The sequence below is a fragment of the Azoarcus taiwanensis genome (genome assembly GCF_012910885.1).
Taxonomy (GTDB): Bacteria; Pseudomonadota; Gammaproteobacteria; order Burkholderiales; family Rhodocyclaceae; genus Azoarcus_F; species Azoarcus_F taiwanensis.
This window is the reverse complement of sequence record NZ_WTVM01000022.1, coordinates 1-17,280: the sequence shown is the minus strand read 5'-3', so window position 1 is coordinate 17,280 and position 17,280 is coordinate 1. Positions and strand designations below refer to the sequence as shown.

General features: G+C 63.4%; 14 protein-coding genes. 5 read left to right on the top strand and 9 right to left on the bottom strand.

Annotated elements, in window-relative coordinates; all coding sequences use genetic code 11:
- Positions 1 to 2 precede the first annotated feature (2 nt).
- From GPA21_RS05455 to GPA21_RS05445, 3 genes are all read right to left on the bottom strand, one after another.
- Positions 3 to 1,082 carry a tartrate dehydrogenase gene (locus GPA21_RS05455; RefSeq protein WP_168987202.1) on the bottom strand — a complete coding sequence of 360 codons (1,080 nt, stop codon included), beginning with the start codon at positions 1,080 to 1,082 and terminating at the stop codon, positions 3 to 5.
- Positions 1,083 to 1,095: 13 nt separating this feature from the next.
- A complete protein-coding gene (locus tag GPA21_RS05450) occupies positions 1,096 to 2,886 on the bottom strand; it encodes a methyl-accepting chemotaxis protein (RefSeq protein ID WP_246261775.1) in 1,791 nt (596 codons plus the stop codon).
- 274 nt (positions 2,887 to 3,160) lie between these two features.
- The gene (locus GPA21_RS05445) at positions 3,161 to 3,940 is read right to left on the bottom strand and encodes an exodeoxyribonuclease III (RefSeq protein WP_168987201.1); all 780 of its coding nucleotides are present in this window, start codon (positions 3,938 to 3,940) and stop codon (positions 3,161 to 3,163) included.
- Between the two features lie 29 nt (positions 3,941 to 3,969).
- Here GPA21_RS05445 and pyrE point away from each other — a divergent pair, with 29 nt between their 5' ends.
- Genes pyrE through GPA21_RS05425 form a run of 4 tightly spaced genes read left to right on the top strand, consistent with a single transcriptional unit; the run spans position 3,970 to position 8,083 of the window.
- On the top strand, positions 3,970 to 4,614 hold the full coding sequence (pyrE, locus tag GPA21_RS05440; RefSeq protein ID WP_168987200.1) for an orotate phosphoribosyltransferase: 645 nt from the start codon (positions 3,970 to 3,972) through the stop codon (positions 4,612 to 4,614).
- Positions 4,595 to 5,224, top strand: a complete 630-nt coding sequence (locus tag GPA21_RS05435; protein ID WP_168987199.1) for a hypothetical protein — start codon at positions 4,595 to 4,597, stop codon at positions 5,222 to 5,224. The genes pyrE and GPA21_RS05435 overlap by 20 nt, the downstream gene beginning before the upstream one ends.
- A 13-nt stretch (positions 5,225 to 5,237) precedes the next feature.
- Positions 5,238 to 7,328: a molybdopterin-containing oxidoreductase family protein gene (locus tag GPA21_RS05430; RefSeq protein WP_168987198.1), complete on the top strand. Its 2,091-nt coding sequence runs from the start codon at positions 5,238 to 5,240 to the stop codon at positions 7,326 to 7,328.
- Complete coding sequence (locus GPA21_RS05425) at positions 7,325 to 8,083, top strand: NAD-dependent deacylase (RefSeq protein ID WP_168987197.1); 759 nt, start codon at positions 7,325 to 7,327, stop codon at positions 8,081 to 8,083. Before GPA21_RS05430 ends, GPA21_RS05425 begins: the two co-directional genes overlap by 4 nt.
- Positions 8,084 to 8,130: 47 nt before the next feature.
- Here GPA21_RS05425 and GPA21_RS05420 read toward each other — a convergent pair whose 3' ends face one another.
- The 5 genes from GPA21_RS05420 to GPA21_RS05400 all read right to left on the bottom strand — a co-directional run bounded on the left by GPA21_RS05420 (position 8,131) and on the right by GPA21_RS05400 (position 15,444).
- Positions 8,131 to 12,024: a DUF3683 domain-containing protein gene (locus tag GPA21_RS05420; protein ID WP_168987196.1), complete on the bottom strand. Its 3,894-nt coding sequence runs from the start codon at positions 12,022 to 12,024 to the stop codon at positions 8,131 to 8,133.
- 210 nt (positions 12,025 to 12,234) lie between these two features.
- Positions 12,235 to 12,588: a RidA family protein gene (locus GPA21_RS05415; RefSeq protein WP_168987195.1), complete on the bottom strand. Its 354-nt coding sequence runs from the start codon at positions 12,586 to 12,588 to the stop codon at positions 12,235 to 12,237.
- A 119-nt stretch (positions 12,589 to 12,707) separates the two neighbouring features.
- Positions 12,708 to 13,577, bottom strand: coding sequence for an FHA domain-containing protein (locus GPA21_RS05410; RefSeq protein ID WP_168987194.1), 870 nt, complete (start codon positions 13,575 to 13,577; stop codon positions 12,708 to 12,710).
- An 82-nt stretch (positions 13,578 to 13,659) separates the two neighbouring features.
- Positions 13,660 to 14,616 (bottom strand): tRNA 2-thiocytidine(32) synthetase TtcA, encoded by a 957-nt coding sequence (gene ttcA, locus GPA21_RS05405; protein ID WP_168987193.1) that lies wholly within the window; start codon positions 14,614 to 14,616, stop codon positions 13,660 to 13,662.
- A gap of 87 nt (positions 14,617 to 14,703) precedes the next feature.
- Positions 14,704 to 15,444, bottom strand: coding sequence for a pteridine reductase (locus GPA21_RS05400; protein WP_168987192.1), 741 nt, complete (start codon positions 15,442 to 15,444; stop codon positions 14,704 to 14,706).
- 82 nt (positions 15,445 to 15,526) lie between these two features.
- Here GPA21_RS05400 and GPA21_RS05395 point away from each other — a divergent pair, with 82 nt between their 5' ends.
- A complete protein-coding gene (locus tag GPA21_RS05395; protein ID WP_168987191.1) occupies positions 15,527 to 16,687 on the top strand; it encodes a class I SAM-dependent methyltransferase in 1,161 nt (386 codons plus the stop codon).
- 46 nt (positions 16,688 to 16,733) lie between these two features.
- Here GPA21_RS05395 and GPA21_RS05390 read toward each other — a convergent pair whose 3' ends face one another.
- Positions 16,734 to 16,922 carry a hypothetical protein gene (locus GPA21_RS05390; RefSeq protein ID WP_168987190.1) on the bottom strand — a complete coding sequence of 63 codons (189 nt, stop codon included), beginning with the start codon at positions 16,920 to 16,922 and terminating at the stop codon, positions 16,734 to 16,736.
- Positions 16,923 to 17,280 lie beyond the last annotated feature (358 nt).

Sequence of the window (17,280 nt, the reverse complement as noted above, 5' to 3'; positions counted from 1 at the left end):
GGTCAGATGAGGTTCGCGATGGCCAAGCCGACTTCGGTGGTGCTCGCTGAACCACCAAGATCCGGGGTGCGCGGTCCTTCGCGAAGCACGTGCTCGATCGCGGCGAGTATGGCGTCGTGGGCTGCCCGCCCGGATCCTTCTCCGCCGGAGAGAAAATCAAGCATCAGCGCGGCCGACCAGATCATCGCGATCGGATTGGCGATATTGCGGCCGTAGATATCCGGCGCGGATCCATGCACCGGCTCGAAGAGCGAGGGAGCACTGCGGTCCGGGTTCAGGTTGGCCGACGGTGCGAGTCCGATCGTGCCGGTGCACGCGGGACCGAGGTCGGAGAGGATGTCGCCGAACAGGTTGCTGGCGACGACTACATCGAATCGCTGCGGCTGCAGTACGAATCGTGCGGCGAGAATGTCGATGTGCTGCTTGTCGATCGTGACGTCAGGGTAGGATCTGCCGATCTCGTCGGCGCGCGCATCCCACCACGGCATGCTGATTGCGATGCCGTTGCTCTTGGTTGCGACAGTCAGGTGGCGTCGATCGCGGCTGCTTGCCATGTCGAACGCGAACTTCAGCACACGATCGGCGCCATGGCGGCTGAACACCGATTCCTGAATGACGATCTCGCGCTCGGTGCCGGCGAACATCACGCCGCCCAGGTTCGTGTATTCGCCTTCAGTGTTTTCGCGCACGATGAGGAAGTCGATGTCGCCCGGCTTGCGTCCCGCGAGCGGGCAGGGCACGCCATCGAACAATCTGACCGGACGCAGGTTCACATACTGGTCGAACTCCCGGCGAAACTTCAGCAGACTGCCCCACAGTGAGACGTTGTCCGGCACGGTCTCCGGCCAGCCGACCGCGCCGAACAACAGCGCGTCCATCTCGCCGAGTTGAGCCTTCCAGTCCGGCGGCATCATGTCGCCGTGTTGAAGGTAGTAGTCGCAGCTCGCCCAATCGATATGGGTCAGCTCGAGCGCGATGTCAAAGCGTTGTGCCGCCTTTTCGAGCACACGCAGGCCTTCTGGCATGACTTCCTTGCCGATACCATCGCCAGGGATGACGGCGACTCGATACTTGTTGTTCATCTCTTCCACCTGTTCATTGACCTCGTTGGAGGCATGCGTTCACCGCTCTGCAGGTCCGTGCGCAGCATGTAAAACTCTGACGCGTGCAGCCTGCAAGCCGACAGGATAGTACATGCGTGGAAGTCGCCCGGCGACGCTGGCCACCGGGCTCGACAGGTGTCTGGTCAGTAGCGGAAGCGCGCCGCGGACTGCCCGAGATCCTGGGCGAGACGCTCCAGACTCTGGGCGGAGCTGGCGGTCTGTTGCATGGCCGCGCTGGTTTCCTCGACCATCTGGGCAATGGTCTCAACCTGCTGCGCAATCGCTGTGCTTGCAGCGCTCTGCTCGCGGGTGGCCATCGCGACATCGCGAATCCGGGCAGGGTGTTGTTCGCGCCATCCCGGATATTCCTCAGGGTTTGCGCTGCCTCGCGGGCGAGACCGACTCCCCTCTGAACCTGCGGCAGCGCCTGGTCCATGGTGCCCACCGCACTGGATGTGTCACTCTGGATCGCTTCGATCATCGAGCCGATTTCCTCAGTGGCGAGCGAGGTCCGTTCCGCGAGCTTGCGTACTTCATCGGCGACGACCGCGAAGCCTCGTCCCTGCTCTCCGGCACGCGCCGCCTCAATTGCCGCGTTCAGGGCGAGCAGATTGGTCTGGGCGGCGATCTCTCGGATGACGCCGGCGATCGTGGAAATCTCGTTGGTCCTCGCCTCTAGCGACCGGATCCTGTCGGCCGCGGCCGAGACCGTCTCAGCCATGTGCTGCATTTCTTCGGCGGCGGTACCGACCTGCCGCTCGCCACTGTCGGCCATTTTCGCCGCGGCGGCAGAACTCTCCTCGGTGTCCGAGGCTGAGTCCGAGATGTGATTGACGGACACGGTCATCTGCTCGATGGCGGCCGCCATCGACGAAGTGGAGTCGGCCTGCCGGTTGGCGGCTTGTGCCACCTGGGTTGACGCATCCGATATGTTCTCGGCAGTGTCCTTGAGTGTCTGGGTGCCGGACGCGATTTCTCCGATGGTCTGACGGAGCGAACCCAGCATTCGCGACAGGCCGTGGAGCAGGCTGCCTGGCGCCGCGGAGCGGACGTCCACAGTCAGATCGCCCGCTGCCGCGCGGTCCATGATGAGCAGCGCATCTGCGGGCTCGCCGCCGATCTGGCGCAATACCGAGCGCGCCATGACGACGCCCAGACCGATGATGATCAGCATGATCACGCTGCTGATGGCAAGATCCTTGATCAGTCGGGAAACGAAGGCTGCACCGACGTCGTCGGTATAGACGCCGGTGCCGATCACCCAGCTCCAGGGGCGAAAGGTGGCGACGTACTGCAGTTTGTCCACGGGTTCGGTTGCGCCCGGTCTCGGAAAGGATGTGTCGACGAAACCCGCTCCCTGCGAGTTGGCCATTGCGAGCATGTCGCGGATGGTATAGCGCCCGTGGCCGTCACGGACTTCGCCACTCATGTCACGCCCGGCCCATTCCGGACGGATCGGGTGCATCACCGACACACCGGTCGTTGACCAGATGTACATATACTCCGCCCGCCCGTCGGCGCCGCCGTAGCGGATGTCTCCCATTGCCCGCATGGCGAGCTCCTGCGCTTCCCGTTCGGAGAGTTCGCCGGCTGTCGCGCGGGCGTGGTAGGCCTCGGCAACGCGTACTGAGGCCTCGACCAGGGACTGGATCTGGAGCTTGCGTGCGTCCATCAGGTCGCCTCGCATAGAGGCCGCGTTCAGTACGATCACGACGACGAGGCCGACGAATGCAGCGAGCACCATCAGGATGATCTTGGTTTTCAACTTCAGGGTTTCGAGCATGATGCAATGACTCCGTGGATCGGCCGTTCTCCTGCATGCTGCTTCGTGCGCGCAGAAACGCGGGGCAACCGCGCGCACGGACGCGCTTGTGGCAACGTCCGTCGGCGGTCCGACCAAGGCCCCGAGGGGTTTTTGAAAGGATTGAGAGCTATTTCGACCGGACAGCCGGCGGCTTGAGCGAATACTCGCAAAATGCATGCATGCGGGCGGCGACTGTGTCCGCCCGGGGTCGCGGCGACTGGAGTGGAGGAAGCAGGCCGATCGGATTCCCGGGTCAGGCGTACTGGTAATCGATCGTCAGCGGTGCATGGTCGCTGAAACGTTCGTCCTTGTAGACTGACGCGTGCGCTGCAGTCGCGGCGAGAGTCGGTGTGGCGATCTGGTAGTCGAGCCGCCAGCCCACGTTCTTGGCCCAGGCCTGCCCACGATTCGACCACCAGGTGTAGGCTTCGTCGGTTGCCTCCGGATGTAGCCGCCGGTAGACATCGACCCAGCCCAGCTCGTCGATCACGCGGCTGAGCCAGGCGCGCTCCTCGGGCAGAAATCCCGAGTTCTTCTGGTTGCTCTTCCAGTTCTTGAGGTCGATTTCCTTGTGGGCGATGTTCCAGTCGCCGCACAGCACGACCTCGCGTCCGCTGTTGACCAGGTCGCGGAGATGGCCGAAGAAATGGTCCATGAATCGGTATTTGGCTTCCTGGCGAATATCGCCACTCGAGCCCGATGGCAGATAAACCGAGATCACAGAGAGCCGGTCATAGACCAACTCGATGTATCGCCCCTCGGCGTCGAACTCGGGTACGCCCAGCCCCTCGACGACTCGCTCTGGCTGCCTGCGCGCGTAGATGCCGACGCCGCTGTACCCTTTCTTCTCGGCGTAGTGGAAGTAGCCGAAATAGCCTGGCGGGTTGAGCATCTCGGTGCTCATGTCGACGGTCTGGGCTTTGAGTTCCTGAAGGCAGACGAAATCTGCGGCCTGCTTCGGCAGCCATTCGAAGAAACCCTTGCGCTGGGCTGAGCGGATGCCATTGAGGTTGGCGGTGATGACGCGTAACATCGAGATTCGTTTTCCCAAGAAAGCAGAACATGGATTTTAGCCGCGAATTCATCGAGCTCGCCTGCGACAAGGGCGTGTTGCGTTTCGGTTCCTTCCTCACCAAGGCGGGTCGAAACTCACCGTACTTCTTCAATGCCGGGCTGTTCGACGACGGCGCATCCTTTCGGGCTCTGTGCGGATTCTATGCACGGGCGATCCAGTCTTCCGGCGTCGCCTGCGACATGTTGTTCGGCCCTGCGTACAAGGGTATCCCGCTGGTGGCGGGCGTCGCGATCCGTTTTGCCGAAGAGGGCATCAGCCTGCCGTTCGCGTTCAACCGCAAGGAGGCCAAGGATCATGGCGAGGGGGGCACCTTGATCGGCGCCCCCTTGCGTGGGCGCGTTCTCATCCTCGATGACGTGATTTCGGCGGGAACCTCGGTCCGTGAGTCGGTCGAAATCATCAGGGCAGCCGGCGCCGAGCCGGCAGGGGTGGTCATCGCGCTTGACCGTATGGAGCGTGGCAAGGGCAGTCAGTCAGCGGTTCAGGAGGTGCGCGAAACGTTCGGCATCCCCGTGGTGGCGGTCGCGACGCTGGAGGATCTGATCGCCTACCTCGCCGACAGCCCGGAACTGGCCGCCAACCTCGATGCGGTCAAGGCATACAGGGATACTTATGGGACTTCCGCTGCATAGCATTGTCGCGCTCCTGCTGGCCATCGTGAGTTCTGCCGCGATGGCGCAGAAAACGATCTATTGCTGCGACGACGATCGCGGTCGTCCAATATGCGGAGACGTGTTGCCTGCCGCCTGCTTTGGCAAGGCTTATCGCGAGATCTCGCCGCAGGGCACGGTCCGCCGCCATGTGGCAGCACCATTGACCGCCGAGGAGATCGCCAAGAGAGACGCGGAAGAACAACGCAGGCGGGAGGAAGAAGCCCGTCTCGCGATTCAGCGCAGGCAGGATCAGGCCTTGCTCGAGACCTATCAGAGCCTGGACGATATCGATTACCTTGAGGCGAGGGCGCTGGCCGAAGTCGACCGCGAGATGTTGGTGATCGAGGAGCGGGAGCAGGAACTCGCTGTGCAGCGCGAAAGGCTGGAGCAGGAGTCCGAGTTCTATGTTGGTCGCGACATGCCCAGGGAGATTTCGACCGGGCTGCGACTCATCGATACCGAGCTTGCCGCATACCGCAGCGTACGCGATTCCAAGGAAGCCGAGAAACAGTCGATTCGCGAACGTTTTGCGGCGGACCGCCGGCGGTATGCGGAGCTGATCGCCGCCGGCGAGGAGCGCCGACGCTGAAACGGTCTTTCCCATGACGGATTCCGGGCTCTTCGATGGCAGCGGCCCGCGTACCGTGCGCGCGGCCTGCCCCCATGACTGCCCCGACACCTGCGCGATGGAGGTCACGGTGGTCGGCGAGCGCGCGGTGAAGCTGCGGGGCGCACCCGATCATCCCTTCACCAATGGCGCCTTGTGCACCAAGGTTTCGCACTATCTCGAGCGGGTCTATTCGCCGCAGCGACTGCAATACCCGATGCGCCGTGTCGGCGCCAAGGGCGAGGGGCGATTCGAGCGGATTTCCTGGGATGATGCGCTCGACATCATTGCCGAACGCTATCGCACGATCGCCGCCGAGGATCCTCGTGCAATCCTGCCTTACAGCTACGGCGGCACTTTGGGCCTGGTGCAGGGAGGCAGCATGGATATGCGCTTCTTCCATCGTCTCGGCGCCTCCGTGCTTGAGCGCACGATTTGTGCGGCAGCGGGCTACGCCGGCTGGCAGGCTACCATTGGCGACGGGATAGGCACCGACCCCGAGGCGATCAGCGACGCACGCCTGATCCTGATCTGGGGTGCCAATCCGGTCGTCTCCAACCTCCATGGTTGGCGCCATATGCAGGCTGCGAAGCGCAAGGGCGCTCGGCTTGTCTGCATCGATCCGATTCGCACCGACACTGCAGCGAAGAGCGATCTGCATCTGGCGCCCTGGCCTGGCACCGATGGCGCGCTGGCGCTCGCGATGATGCAGGTGCTCATCGCCGAGGACCTGTTGGACCACGACTACATCGCCGAGCATACGCTCGGTTTCGAAGCCCTTGCGGAGCGTGTGCTCGGCCGCACCCCAGAGTGGGCCGCGGGTCTGACCGGGCTGCCTGCACAGACAATCCGCGCGCTGGCGCGCGAGTATGGGCGCGAGCCTCAGTCGGTGATCCGTTTGAACTACGGGCTCAACCGTTGCCGGGGCGGTGGTATGGCGGTGCGCAACATTGCCTGCCTGCCGGCGCTGACCGGTGCCTGGCGGCATGCTTCGGGTGGCGCGCTGCTGTCGACGTCGGGCAACTTTCCGATCGACCGGCACGCGCTCGAACGCCCGGACCTGTATCCGGACGTCGCCCGCTTTCCGCCGCGGCGCATTAACATGTCCCGAATCGGCGAAGCCTTGCGTACCGAGGCGGATCCGCCGATTCGCGCGATCCATGTCTATAACTCCAACCCGGTTGCGATCGCACCGGACGGGACGCGGGTTCGCGCGGGCTTTCTGCGCGAAGACCTGTTCTGTGTGGTGCACGATCTCTTCCAGACCGACACCGCCGATTACGCCGACATCCTGCTGCCGGCGACCAGCCAGTTCGAGCATCGCGACCTTCACAAGGCGTACGGCCATCACTATCTGGTCGACAACCAGCAAGCGATTCCGCCTCAGGCAGAGGCTTTGCCCAATACCGAGGTGTTTCGCAGGCTTGCGAGCCGGCTCGGCTTTGACGAACCGGCATTGCGCGAATCCGACGACGAGATCGCGGCGCAGGCTCTCGACCTCCGCGATAACCGAGCTCTCGGTGCAGCGCCTGCGCTGGCAGCGCAGGGCTGGGCGCGGCTCAATCTTCCGCGTCCGTTCGCACCGTTTGCCCGTGGGGGTTTTCCGACTCCGTCCGGCAAATGCGAGTTCTACAGTGCACGGCTCGCCGAGAGCGGCCTGGACCCCTTGCCGGCCTGGGTGCCGCCGTTGGAATCACCGGTCAGCAATCCGACGCTCGCGCAACGTTATCCGCTGGCCTTTCTATCCACACCGGCGCGCAACTTTCTCAACTCCAGTTTCGCCAACATGCCGAGATTCCTCGAAAGCGAAGGGGGGCCGAAGCTTGATATCCACCCTGAGGATGCGTCCCGGCGCGGCATCGTCGATGGCATGCGTTTGCGCATATTCAACAACCGGGGTGCGTTTCATGCCAGCGCCCGGGTGACCGACCGGGTGCGTGCCGGTGTCGTCGCCAGCCCGTCGATCTGGTGGCGCAAGTTGTCCGGCGATGGCGAGAATGCCAACGCAGTGACCTCGTCGGAGCTCACCGACATGGGGGGCGGGCCGGTATTCTACGATTGTCTGGTCGAGGTGGAGGCCGCATGAACAACGAGGCGCTCGACGACGTGGCGCGGCTCTTCGGCCGGTCGGCTCGGATTCTGTTCATCACCGGTGCCGGGATTTCCGCAGACTCAGGTCTGCCGACTTATCGTGGAATCGGCGGGCTGTACCATGAACGTTTGACCGATGACGGGCTGACGATCGAGGAAGCCTTGTCCGGGGCGATGATGAGCAGTCGCCCGAATGTTTCGTGGCGCTACATTGCACAGATCGAGGCCGCCTGTCGGGGGGCTCGTCCGAATGCAGCGCATCGTGCGATCGCCGACATGGAAATCGCCAAACCCGGTGTTTGCGTGCTGACCCAGAACGTTGACGGACTGCATGCAGACGCCGGCAGCCGCAACCTGATCGAGATCCATGGCACGATCCATCGTCTGCGCTGCACGGAGTGCCCGCATTCGCGCAGGGTGCCGGATTTCTCCGGTATGCGCATCCCGCCGGAATGTCCGGTGTGTGGCGCGATGATGCGTCCGGACGTCGTCTTGTTTGGTGAAATGCTGCCCGAGCGGGAGATCGCCCGCCTCGAGGCAGTGCTGTCGAACGGAGTCGATCTCGTGGTGTCGATCGGCACCACCAGCGTATTCCCCTACATTGCCGGCCCGGTGTGGTGGGCCAACGAGGCCGGAGTGCCCACGGTCGAGATCAACCCGGGCGATACGGAGGTCAGTCACCTCGTCGATCACCGTCTTCGCATGCGTGCGGCCGACGCGCTTACGGAGATCCAGCGCAGGATGTCGTGACGGGCAGCGCGCGGCCGGTATCCCGACCTGCGCGCTGCGCCCGTACCTTACAGCAGCACGCGCTCGATGCCGCCGGCGTTTGCGCGCTGCACGTACTCCGGCATCCAGTTGTCGCCGAGCACGTGCTTGGCGATTTCCACGACGATGTAATCCGCCTCTACGTTGCCGTCGTCGGTATAGCGTGACAGGCCCTGCAGACAGCTCGGGCAGGAGGTCAGCACCTTGACCGCTGCGGCGGGTGCGTCTTCACGCAGTTTGGCCGCGCCTTTCTCGATCTCTTCCTGCTTGCGGAAGCGCACCTGGGTGGAGATGTCGGGGCGGCTCACCGCCAGGGTGCCGGATTCGCCGCAGCAGCGGTCGTTGAGGTCGACCCGGGTGCCCATCAGCGTATTCGCCACCTCGATGCCCTGGTATTGCTTCATCGGTGTGTGGCAAGGCTCGTGGTACATGTAGCGCACGCCCTCGACTCCGTCGAGTCTGACGCCTTTCTCCATCAGAAACTCGTGAATGTCGATCAGGCGGCAACCAGGGAAGATCTTCTCGAACTGGTACTTCTCGAGCTGATCCATGCAGGTGCCGCAGGACACGACGACGGTCTTGATGTCGAGGTAGTTGAGCGTGTTGGCGACGCGGTGGAAGAGTACCCGGTTGTCGGTAATGATCTTCTGACCCTTGTCCTCTTCTCCGGCGGCGGTCTGGGGATAGCCGCAGCACAGGTAGCCCGGAGGCAGCACGGTCGTGGCGCCGACATGGTAGAGCATGGCCTGGGTGGCAAGCCCCACCTGGCTGAACAGGCGCTCCGAACCGCAGCCGGGGAAGTAGAACACCGACTCGGTTTCGTCCCGCTTGATTTGCGGATTGCGGATCACCGGGATGACCTTGTCGTCCTCGATGTCGAGCAGTGCCCGGCTGGTGCGCTTGGGCAGGCCCCCAGGCATCGGCTTGTTGATGAAGTGGATCACCTGGGCCTTGATCGGCGCCTTGCCGAGCGTCGCCGGCGGTGTCTTGGTCTGGTCCTGGATCAGGCCGAGCGATCTGCCGACGCGGTAACCCAGACGCTGCGCCTTGTAACCCCACTCGATCATGCCCTTGCGTACGAGCTTGATGGTCGCCGGATCCTTGATCGTCAGGAAGGCCATGGCTGCGGCCTTGCCGGGGTTGAAAGACTTCTTGCCCTGCTTGCGCAGCAGGTTGCGCATCTTGATCGAGACATCGCCAAAGTCGATGTCCACCGGACAGGGCTTCTCGCACTTGTGGCATACGGTGCAGTGATCGGCCACATCCTCGAACTCAGCCCAGTGCGCGAGTGATACACCGCGTCGGGTCTGCTCCTCGTAGAGCATCGCTTCGATCAGCAGCGAGGTGCTGAGGATCTTGTTGCGCGGGCTGTAGAGCAGGTTGGCGCGCGGAACGTGGGTCGAGCACACCGGCTTGCATTTGCCGCAGCGCAGGCAGTCCTTGATGTCGTGTGCGATGTCGCCGATCTCGGTCTGCTCCATGATCAGCGATTCGTGTCCCATCAAGTTGAAGCTGGGGGTGTAGGCGTTGTCGAGGTTGCCTCGGTTGCGCCCGGCACCGTCGCGCATCAGCTTGCCACGGTTGAAGCGGCCCTCCGGGTCCACCTTCTGCTTGTAGGCCCAGAAGCCGGCCATCTCCTCGTCGGTGAGGTAGTCGAGCTTGGTGATGCCGATGCCGTGCTCGCCTGAAATCACGCCGTCGAGTGAGCGCGCGAGCGCCATGATGCGGTCCACTGCCTGGTTGGCGGTCTGCAGCATCTCGTAGTTGTCGGAGTTCACCGGGATGTTGGTGTGCACATTGCCGTCGCCGGCGTGCATGTGCAGCGCAACGAACACCCGGCCGCGCAGGACCTCCTTGTGGACTTGGCGGATACGCTCGAGCACCGGTGCGAAGACCACGCCGTCGAAAATTTTCTCCAGGCGCGGGCGCAGCTCGGCCTTCCAGGAGATCCGCACCGAGTAGTCCTGCAGGCGGTGAAACAGTTTCGGGTCGGCGGCGCGGTTGGTCAGCTCGCCAGCCTGCACGCCGTACTCCTCGAAGAGTGCCTCGGCCTCCGCCAGCGGGGCGTCGAGATGGTCGAGCAGCCATTGCCAGCGGCGGCGAACCGCTTCGATGTAGTCGAGTGCGGACTGTCGACGGTCGCCGATGAGGACGTCCTTGGCGATACCGGCGTCGCCCATGTCGAGCGGCAGTTCGCCCTGCAGGAACTCGGCGAGCGCATCGCACAGCGCGAGTTTGTTGCGGGTCGACAGTTCGATGTTGATGCGCTCGATGCCGTCGCAGTACTCGCCCATCCGGGGCAGCGGGATGACCACGTCCTCGTTGATCTTGAATGCGTTGGTGTGGCGTGAAATCGCTGCAGTGCGCGAGCGGTCGAGCCAGAAGCGCTTGCGTTGCTCGGGGCTGGCGGCGATGAAGCCTTCCGAGCCGCGCACGTTGGTCATGCGTACCACGTCGGAGGCGGCAGTCATCACCGCGTTCTCGTCATGGCCGACGATGTCCCCGATCAAGACCATCTTGGGCCGGCCATGCCGCTTGGCCTTGGTGGTGTAGCCGACCGCATTCACATAGCGCTCGTCCAGATGTTCGAGACCTGCGAGCAGCACCCCGGCGGCATGCCCGGCGCCGCCCGGCTTGAAGTAGTCGGTGATCTCGACGATCGCCGGCACTGCCTCACGGACCTGGCCGAAAAACTCGAGGCATACGGTGCGGGTGACCGGTGGCATCTTGTGCAGCACCCAGCGCGCCGCGACGATGATGCCGTCGGTCCCTTCCTTCTGCACGCCGGGCAGCCCGCCGAGAAACTTGTCGGTGACGTCCTTGCCCAGGCCGATCTTGCGGCAGGCCGCGCCGGGCATCGTCAGGATTTCCTCGCCGAGTTGCTTTTTGCCGGTGGCGTCGAAACGCTTGAGCCGGAACTCGACCGTCTCCTGCTCGTGGATCTTGCCCATGTTGTGGTGGATGCGCTCGACTTCAAGCCAGTTGCCGTCGGGCATGACCATCTTCCACCAGGCGAGGTTGTCGAGCGCGGTGCCCCACAGCACCGCCTTCTTGCCGCCGGCGTTCATCGCAATGTTGCCGCCGATGCACGACGCCTCGGCCGAGGTCGGGTCGACTGCGAACACACGCCCGGAAGCCGACGCGGCTTCGGACACACGGGCGGTGACCACGCCTGCGCCGGTGCGGATCGTCGCCACCGGTTCGGTGAGGCCGGGCAGAACCGTTTCTTCGACCGCCCCCATTGTGATCAGCTTCTCGGTGTTGATGACTACGGATCTGGCGTCCAGCGGTATGGCGCCCCCGGTATAACCGGTGCCGCCGCCACGCGGAATGATGGTCAGCCCGAGTTCGATGCAGTCGCGTACCAGCGGGCCGAGTTCTTCCTCGGTGTCCGGGTAGAGCACAACGAAGGGGTATTCGACACGCCAGTCGGTCGCGTCGGTCACATGCGACACCCGCGCATGACCGTCGAAGCAGATGTTGTCGCGGCGCGTATGGCGTGCCAGCGTCTTGAGGGTGCGCTTGCGCAGGGCCGCGGTTTCGTCGAAGAAGCGCTGAAACTCGCCGACGCTGACACGGGCGGCGCTCACCAGTCGGGCGACCTTGCCCGCACGCTCGGCATCTTCCTCGGCGCTGTCGAGTCGGCGTTGCTCGACTTCGTTGATGCGATGGAGCAGGGCTTCGACCAGTGCGCGGCGACGTCCGGCGTTTTCAAGCAGGTCGTCTTGCAGGTAAGGGTTGCGCTGCACGACCCAGATGTCGCCGAGCACTTCGTAAAGCATGCGCGCAGAGCGTCCGGTCACCCGTTCGTTGCGCAGGGACTCGAGGGTTTGCCACGCCTCCATGCCAAGCAGGCGGATCACGATCTCGCGATCCGAGAAGGAGGTGTAGTTATAGGGAATTTCGCGCAGGCGCTGAGTCATGAGCGGTACGATCTTATCGGCTGCAGGGGAGTCATCGATTGTAGCTTAGTGCGATGCAAAAAGAACGCCCGAAAAGCCCATGCGTTCTGTAGGGTATTGATTTATGAGTGTTTTCAGAGGTAGATGACAGTCGCAGGCGGAGAAAGATTCCCGCCCCGCAGCAGTTTGAGCCGCTCGCTCTCCACGCCCCGGATGGTGTGACAGGGCGGGTCAGTCGCCGGTTGCTGCCACCAGCGCGATTTCGACCCGCCAGCCTGGTTGGGCGAGCGCGAGCACCTGAACGCAGGCGCGCGAGGGCGCGCTCCCGGGCGGGACCCAAGCGTCCCATACCGCGTTCATACCGTCGTAGTCGGCGAGATCGGTGAGGTAGACCGTCGCCATCAGGATACGATCCTTTCCACTGCCCGCCTGATCGAGCAGGCGTTCGAGGCTGCCGAGCACTTCGCGGGTCTGGGTTGCGATATCGGCGTCGGTCGAAGAGGGAACCTCGACGATCCAGGCGGTACGGTTATGGACGACGATATCCGAGTAACGCGAAGTGGTGCCGAAGCGCTGTATGTCCATGAGTCCTCTCGCAGGAGGCTGAGAGCAAGGCTTGACCCACATGCGCCAGTTCGACGGCTTTGATGGGCATGAACTGACGGGTGAAGGCGAGCGCAGGGGGCGTGCGAGCGCCCCGGATCTCAGACGATTTCGAAGAAAACGAGATCCCGCTCGATCTCGCTGGTGGAGAATCCGCATCCAATCCTGCCGGGGCCAAGGAGCAGGGTCTCACTGCCCTTGATGGTCCGCTCGACACTTTCTTGTTCGACGAGGAAGGTGCCGTTGGTACTGTAGTCGATCAGCACGAAACCGCCGCGCCGGCGCTCGATGCGCGCATGCTGGCGGGATGCGCGCGGGTCCATGATCACCACGTCGTTGCCGAATTCGCGCCCGAACAGGACGATCGGTCGGGCGTCGTCGACAAGAATGACCTCGCCCTGATGTCTGATCCGGAGTCGTTGCTGAAGCCGTGTCGCCGGTGGTACTGAAACCACCGAGTCGGGCTGGCGCGCGACGCTGTAGATCGGCCAGTCGAGCGCGGGCAATTCGCGTTGTTCGGTGCTCTCGGGCTTGGCGAAATGACGGGTAGCGGCGGAAAGCTGCATCACGACCGCATCGGTGGCCAAGGCTTCGCCGCCCCGAGCGGCAGTCGCCAGTTGGCGTGCAACTTCATGTGCCTCGCCAGGCTGCAGGCCTTCTCCTTCCATGCCGTAGTGGATGCCGGCCCGAATCGAAAAGCGCTTTCCGCGCAGCGGAGGCAGGTTGCGGGTGCGCTCCAGCATTTCGCAGGCTGCGAGAATTGCGCCATCGCAGCGCTCGAAGTTCGCGCTGATGCCATGGTCGCTGCGACCGAGTGAGACGCCGTGGTTCGCGTCGATGGCGAGATCGATGCGTCTCAGGCAGCGATCGATCGCATGACGGAATTCCAGTGTGCCCGTAGCGGTTGCGTCCGTGGCAGGACCGCCGACGACATCGACGACGAGGGCACAGAGATTTTTTCGATCGGCCATGTTTGCGATGGGGTTTGAGGCTTTCGGGCCGGTCCGCTGGTCCGATGATGAGCGGATAATAGCGCCAAACGTAGGGGAAGCGTTAGCTTACGAGGGGTGAAATGTGAATGACGCCCGGTTTCACGACATCGTCTGAGGCGCGATAGATCGCCGGACGGTCGAACACGGTGTCGCCCTCTTCGACTTGGCTGCCGCTTGCCAGCGAACGAAAATCGAACAAGCGGTGGTCGGCAAGATGCGAGGGTACGACGTTCCCGAGCGAGGTGAAGATCGATTCGATCCGGCCAGGATAGAGACGTGCCCACTCCTGGAGCATGCCCTTGATCTGCTTGCGCTGGGCATTCTCCTGCGATCCGCACAGGTTGCAGGGGATGATGGGAAAGTCCATCGCACGCGCGAAACGCGCGATGTCCGCCTCCTGGCAGTAGGCAAGGGGGCGAATCACCACGTGGTTGCCGTCGTCGCTGACCAGTTTCGGCGGCATGGCCTTCAGGCGTCCACCGAAGAACATGTTCAGGAAGAGTGTTTCCAGGATGTCGTCGCGATGGTGGCCAAGCGCGATGCGGGTCGCGCCCAGCTCGCGTGCGGTGCGGTAGATGATGCCGCGGCGAAGGCGGGAGCACAGCGAGCAGGTGGTCTTGCCTTCGGGAATCTTGTCCTTGACGATCGAGTAGGTGTCTTCGGTGACGATGCGGTACTCGACGCCAATCGATTCGAACCAGGCCGGCAGCACATCCGCAGGAAAACCCGGTTGGCGCTGGTCAAGATTCATCGCGACGATACGGAAGTCCACCGGCGCGCGTTCGCGCAGCGCGAGCAGTCCGGACAGCAGAGTGTAGGAATCCTTGCCGCCGGAAACGCAGACCATGACGACGTCGCCATCGCCTATCATCTCGTAGTCGGCGATTGCCTCACCCATGCTGCGCTCTATCTTCTTCTTCAGGCGCAAGAAAGTGTTCGAGAAGCGGCTTTCCACCGCCTTGTCGCTGGCTGGCTGAGTCACGGGGGCGTCCTGGTTCGTCGCGCGAAGGCGATTCATGATCGCAAACCTATCATTATACCGGTGAGCGGATGCGGCACTCTGCGTGATGCATCACGAAAGGTTTCGGCGTGATTTGCCGCCGTTCTACAGGTGCGCGCTACGCCCGCCGTCCACCGCGAGAATCTGGCCGGTCACATAAGGCGCCTCGAGCATCAGAAAACGCACCGCGCCGGCGATATCGGCGGGGCTGCCGACCCGCTGCAACAGTGTGTGCCGGATGATCGCCTCCCGCTCGTCCGGTGGAAACTGGCCGTCTTCTGGCCACTCGATAGCGCCTGGCGAGACCCCGTTGACGCGCACCTCGGGTGCGAGCTCGAGCGCCAGTGCGCGGGTCAGGCCGAGCAGGCCGGCCTTGGCCACCGAATAGAGCGGGTAGCTGCGCAACGGGCGTTCGGCGTGAATATCGACGATATTCACGATCGCACCGCTGCGCTTCCTGAGTTGCGGGGCGAGCGCCTGGCTGAGGAAGAGCGGTCCGCGCAGGTTCGAACCCATGAGCTCGTTCCAGGCGCTGTCGTCAATCTCGCCGATCGGGGTCGGAAAGAACGACGACGCGTTGTTGACCAGTCCATCCACGCCGCCATGCTCGGCGAGCACGCTGTGTGCAACCCGCTCGGGTACGCCATCCTTCGACAAATCTCCCTTGATCAGCGATGCCGAGCCCGGACGTATCTGGTTCAGTTGGGCGGCCAGCACTTCGGCTTCGGTTGCCGAGCTGCGATAGTGGAGCGCGATGGTCGCGCCGCTGTCATGCAGCGTTCGGGCGATGGCTGCGCCCACCCGGCGCGCGGCGCCGGTGACTAGGATTACCGGGGCGTGAGTCATACAGGGTCTCCTGGTGGCATCGTCCGGGTGCCGTTGAGTGTTGGAAGTAGAATAGCGGGTTTTAAGCTTGGTGCCGCTGCGCATGAAACTACCCGAACCATCGCCGGATGCGCTCGAACAAAGTCGAGGCCTCGAGCAACTGGTGCTGCAACGCATCGAAGACAACGGAGGGTGGCTCAGCTTCGCGCGCTACATGGAGCTTGCGCTCTATGTGCCCGGCCTCGGTTATTACAGCGGCGGCGCGAGAAAGTTCGGCCCGGGCGGCGACTTCATCACCGCACCGGAACTCACCCCACTGTTCGGTCAGGCGCTCGCCTTACAGCTTGAGCAGGTGATGCAGGCGTCGGCGGGGCACATCATCGAGGCAGGTGCCGGGACCGGCGTGCTGGCAGCCGATGTGCTGCGCGCGCTGGAGTCTCGCGGGATGCTGCCGGAAAGCTATGCGATTCTCGAGGTGTCGGGCGAGTTGCGCGCACGCCAGCAGCAAACCCTCGCGGACGCAGTGCCGCATCTGCTGTCGCGGGTGAACTGGCTGGAGCGCAGTCCGGAGCGGTTCTCAGGGGTTGTGGTGGCCAACGAGGTGCTGGACGTGATGCCAGTGCATTTGCTGGTCGTGCGTCCCGACGGCATTTTCGAGCGAGGCGTTGTCCGTGGTGCCGGTGGTGCGCTGGGCTGGGGCGAAAAGCCTGCCGAGGCTGCGGTTCTGGCTGCGGCGAAAGCCCTGGAGTTGCCGGTACCGGAACAGGGCGCCTACGTGACCGAGCTCAACCTCGCGGCACGCGCGTGGGTGACCGACTGGGCCGCGCGCCTTGATCTGGGCGCCCTGCTTCTGGTCGACTACGGATATCCGCGTGCCGAGTATTACCTGCCTTCTCGCTCGAACGGCACCTTGTTGTGCTACTACCGCCACCGCGCGCACAGCGACCCACTTCTGTGGCCGGGATTGAACGACATCACAGCTTTCGTGGATTTCACCAGCGTTGCCGAGGCAGCCTTCGATGCCGGTCTGGACGTCCTCGGTTATACGAGTCAGGCGAGCTTCCTGTTCAACTGCGGCATTCTCTCCTTGCTGGCGCAACGCGGGCCGAAGGAGAGTGCCGACTACATTCGCGCTGCACGGGCCGTTCAGCGCCTGACCACGCCGCAGGAAATGGGTGAGCTGTTCAAGGTGCTGGCGGTGAGCCGCGGCATCAGGGAACCGTTGATCGGCTTTTCACGCGGAGACCGGCTGCATGCGCTGTAGCCCGTTTGGCTGACACTGACGCGTTGCAGGCCCAACCCGATCGCAGCTATTCCTGGTTGCGGTAGAAAGCCTCGAGAAACGCGTCCGCCTCCAGCTTTGTCTGGTTGGGGTCGCTCAATTCCGCGGAATCGTCTTTTGCGGCGGGCAGCTCGACTGGCGGCAGCCCCCCCGCTTCCAGCACCGCGTCGTCGTACTGATCGGTTTCCTCGATCTTCTTGTCGCTGCGAACGTTCATGGCCACTTTCCTTGTGATCCAGCGGAACTGTCTCCGGTTCCGGCGCCGAAAGCAATCGACACCGACCCCTCCTCTGTTTCCGCGACGGCCGTAAACGTCCCGCCCGCGGTGCTTCCAGCCTAATCTTACGATCGGAATGTTGCAACAAAGTTCTAGGGCCTGTTCTCATTCGCCATGGCGAATGAGAACAGGCCCTGGTCGGTCATGGCTTCAGTGGCGCACTACCTCCGCTAGGGAAACACTGATTTATTCCGAGCGCCCTGTCCTGTGACCGGATGCGCTTTGAGACAATAGCATCAGCAGATCGACAGCGAGACCTCCGATGCAATCGAGCTTTTCCGACTTCGAGTACGCCAGC

Bases quoted from the DNA above. Each gene is read 5' to 3' on its own strand.
- GPA21_RS05445 (WP_168987201.1), bottom strand. From the start codon at position 3,940: ATGTTACGCGTCATCACCGCCAACCTCAATGGCATCCGCTCAGCCCAG.
- GPA21_RS05430 (WP_168987198.1), top strand. From the start codon at position 5,238: ATGACGGATTCCGGGCTCTTCGATGGCAGCGGCCCGCGTACCGTGCGC.
- ttcA (WP_168987193.1), bottom strand. From the start codon at position 14,616: ATGAATCGCCTTCGCGCGACGAACCAGGACGCCCCCGTGACTCAGCCA.
- GPA21_RS05410 (WP_168987194.1), bottom strand. From the start codon at position 13,577: ATGGCCGATCGAAAAAATCTCTGTGCCCTCGTCGTCGATGTCGTCGGC.
- GPA21_RS05415 (WP_168987195.1), bottom strand. From the start codon at position 12,588: ATGGACATACAGCGCTTCGGCACCACTTCGCGTTACTCGGATATCGTC.
- GPA21_RS05450 (WP_246261775.1), bottom strand. From the start codon at position 2,886: ATGCTCGAAACCCTGAAGTTGAAAACCAAGATCATCCTGATGGTGCTC.
- GPA21_RS05420 (WP_168987196.1), bottom strand. From the start codon at position 12,024: ATGACTCAGCGCCTGCGCGAAATTCCCTATAACTACACCTCCTTCTCG.
- GPA21_RS05425 (WP_168987197.1), top strand. From the start codon at position 7,325: ATGAACAACGAGGCGCTCGACGACGTGGCGCGGCTCTTCGGCCGGTCG.
- GPA21_RS05395 (WP_168987191.1), top strand. From the start codon at position 15,527: ATGAAACTACCCGAACCATCGCCGGATGCGCTCGAACAAAGTCGAGGC.
- GPA21_RS05435 (WP_168987199.1), top strand. From the start codon at position 4,595: ATGGGACTTCCGCTGCATAGCATTGTCGCGCTCCTGCTGGCCATCGTG.
- pyrE (WP_168987200.1), top strand. From the start codon at position 3,970: ATGGATTTTAGCCGCGAATTCATCGAGCTCGCCTGCGACAAGGGCGTG.
- GPA21_RS05400 (WP_168987192.1), bottom strand. From the start codon at position 15,444: ATGACTCACGCCCCGGTAATCCTAGTCACCGGCGCCGCGCGCCGGGTG.
- GPA21_RS05455 (WP_168987202.1), bottom strand. From the start codon at position 1,082: ATGAACAACAAGTATCGAGTCGCCGTCATCCCTGGCGATGGTATCGGC.
- GPA21_RS05390 (WP_168987190.1), bottom strand. From the start codon at position 16,922: ATGAACGTTCGCAGCGACAAGAAGATCGAGGAAACCGATCAGTACGAC.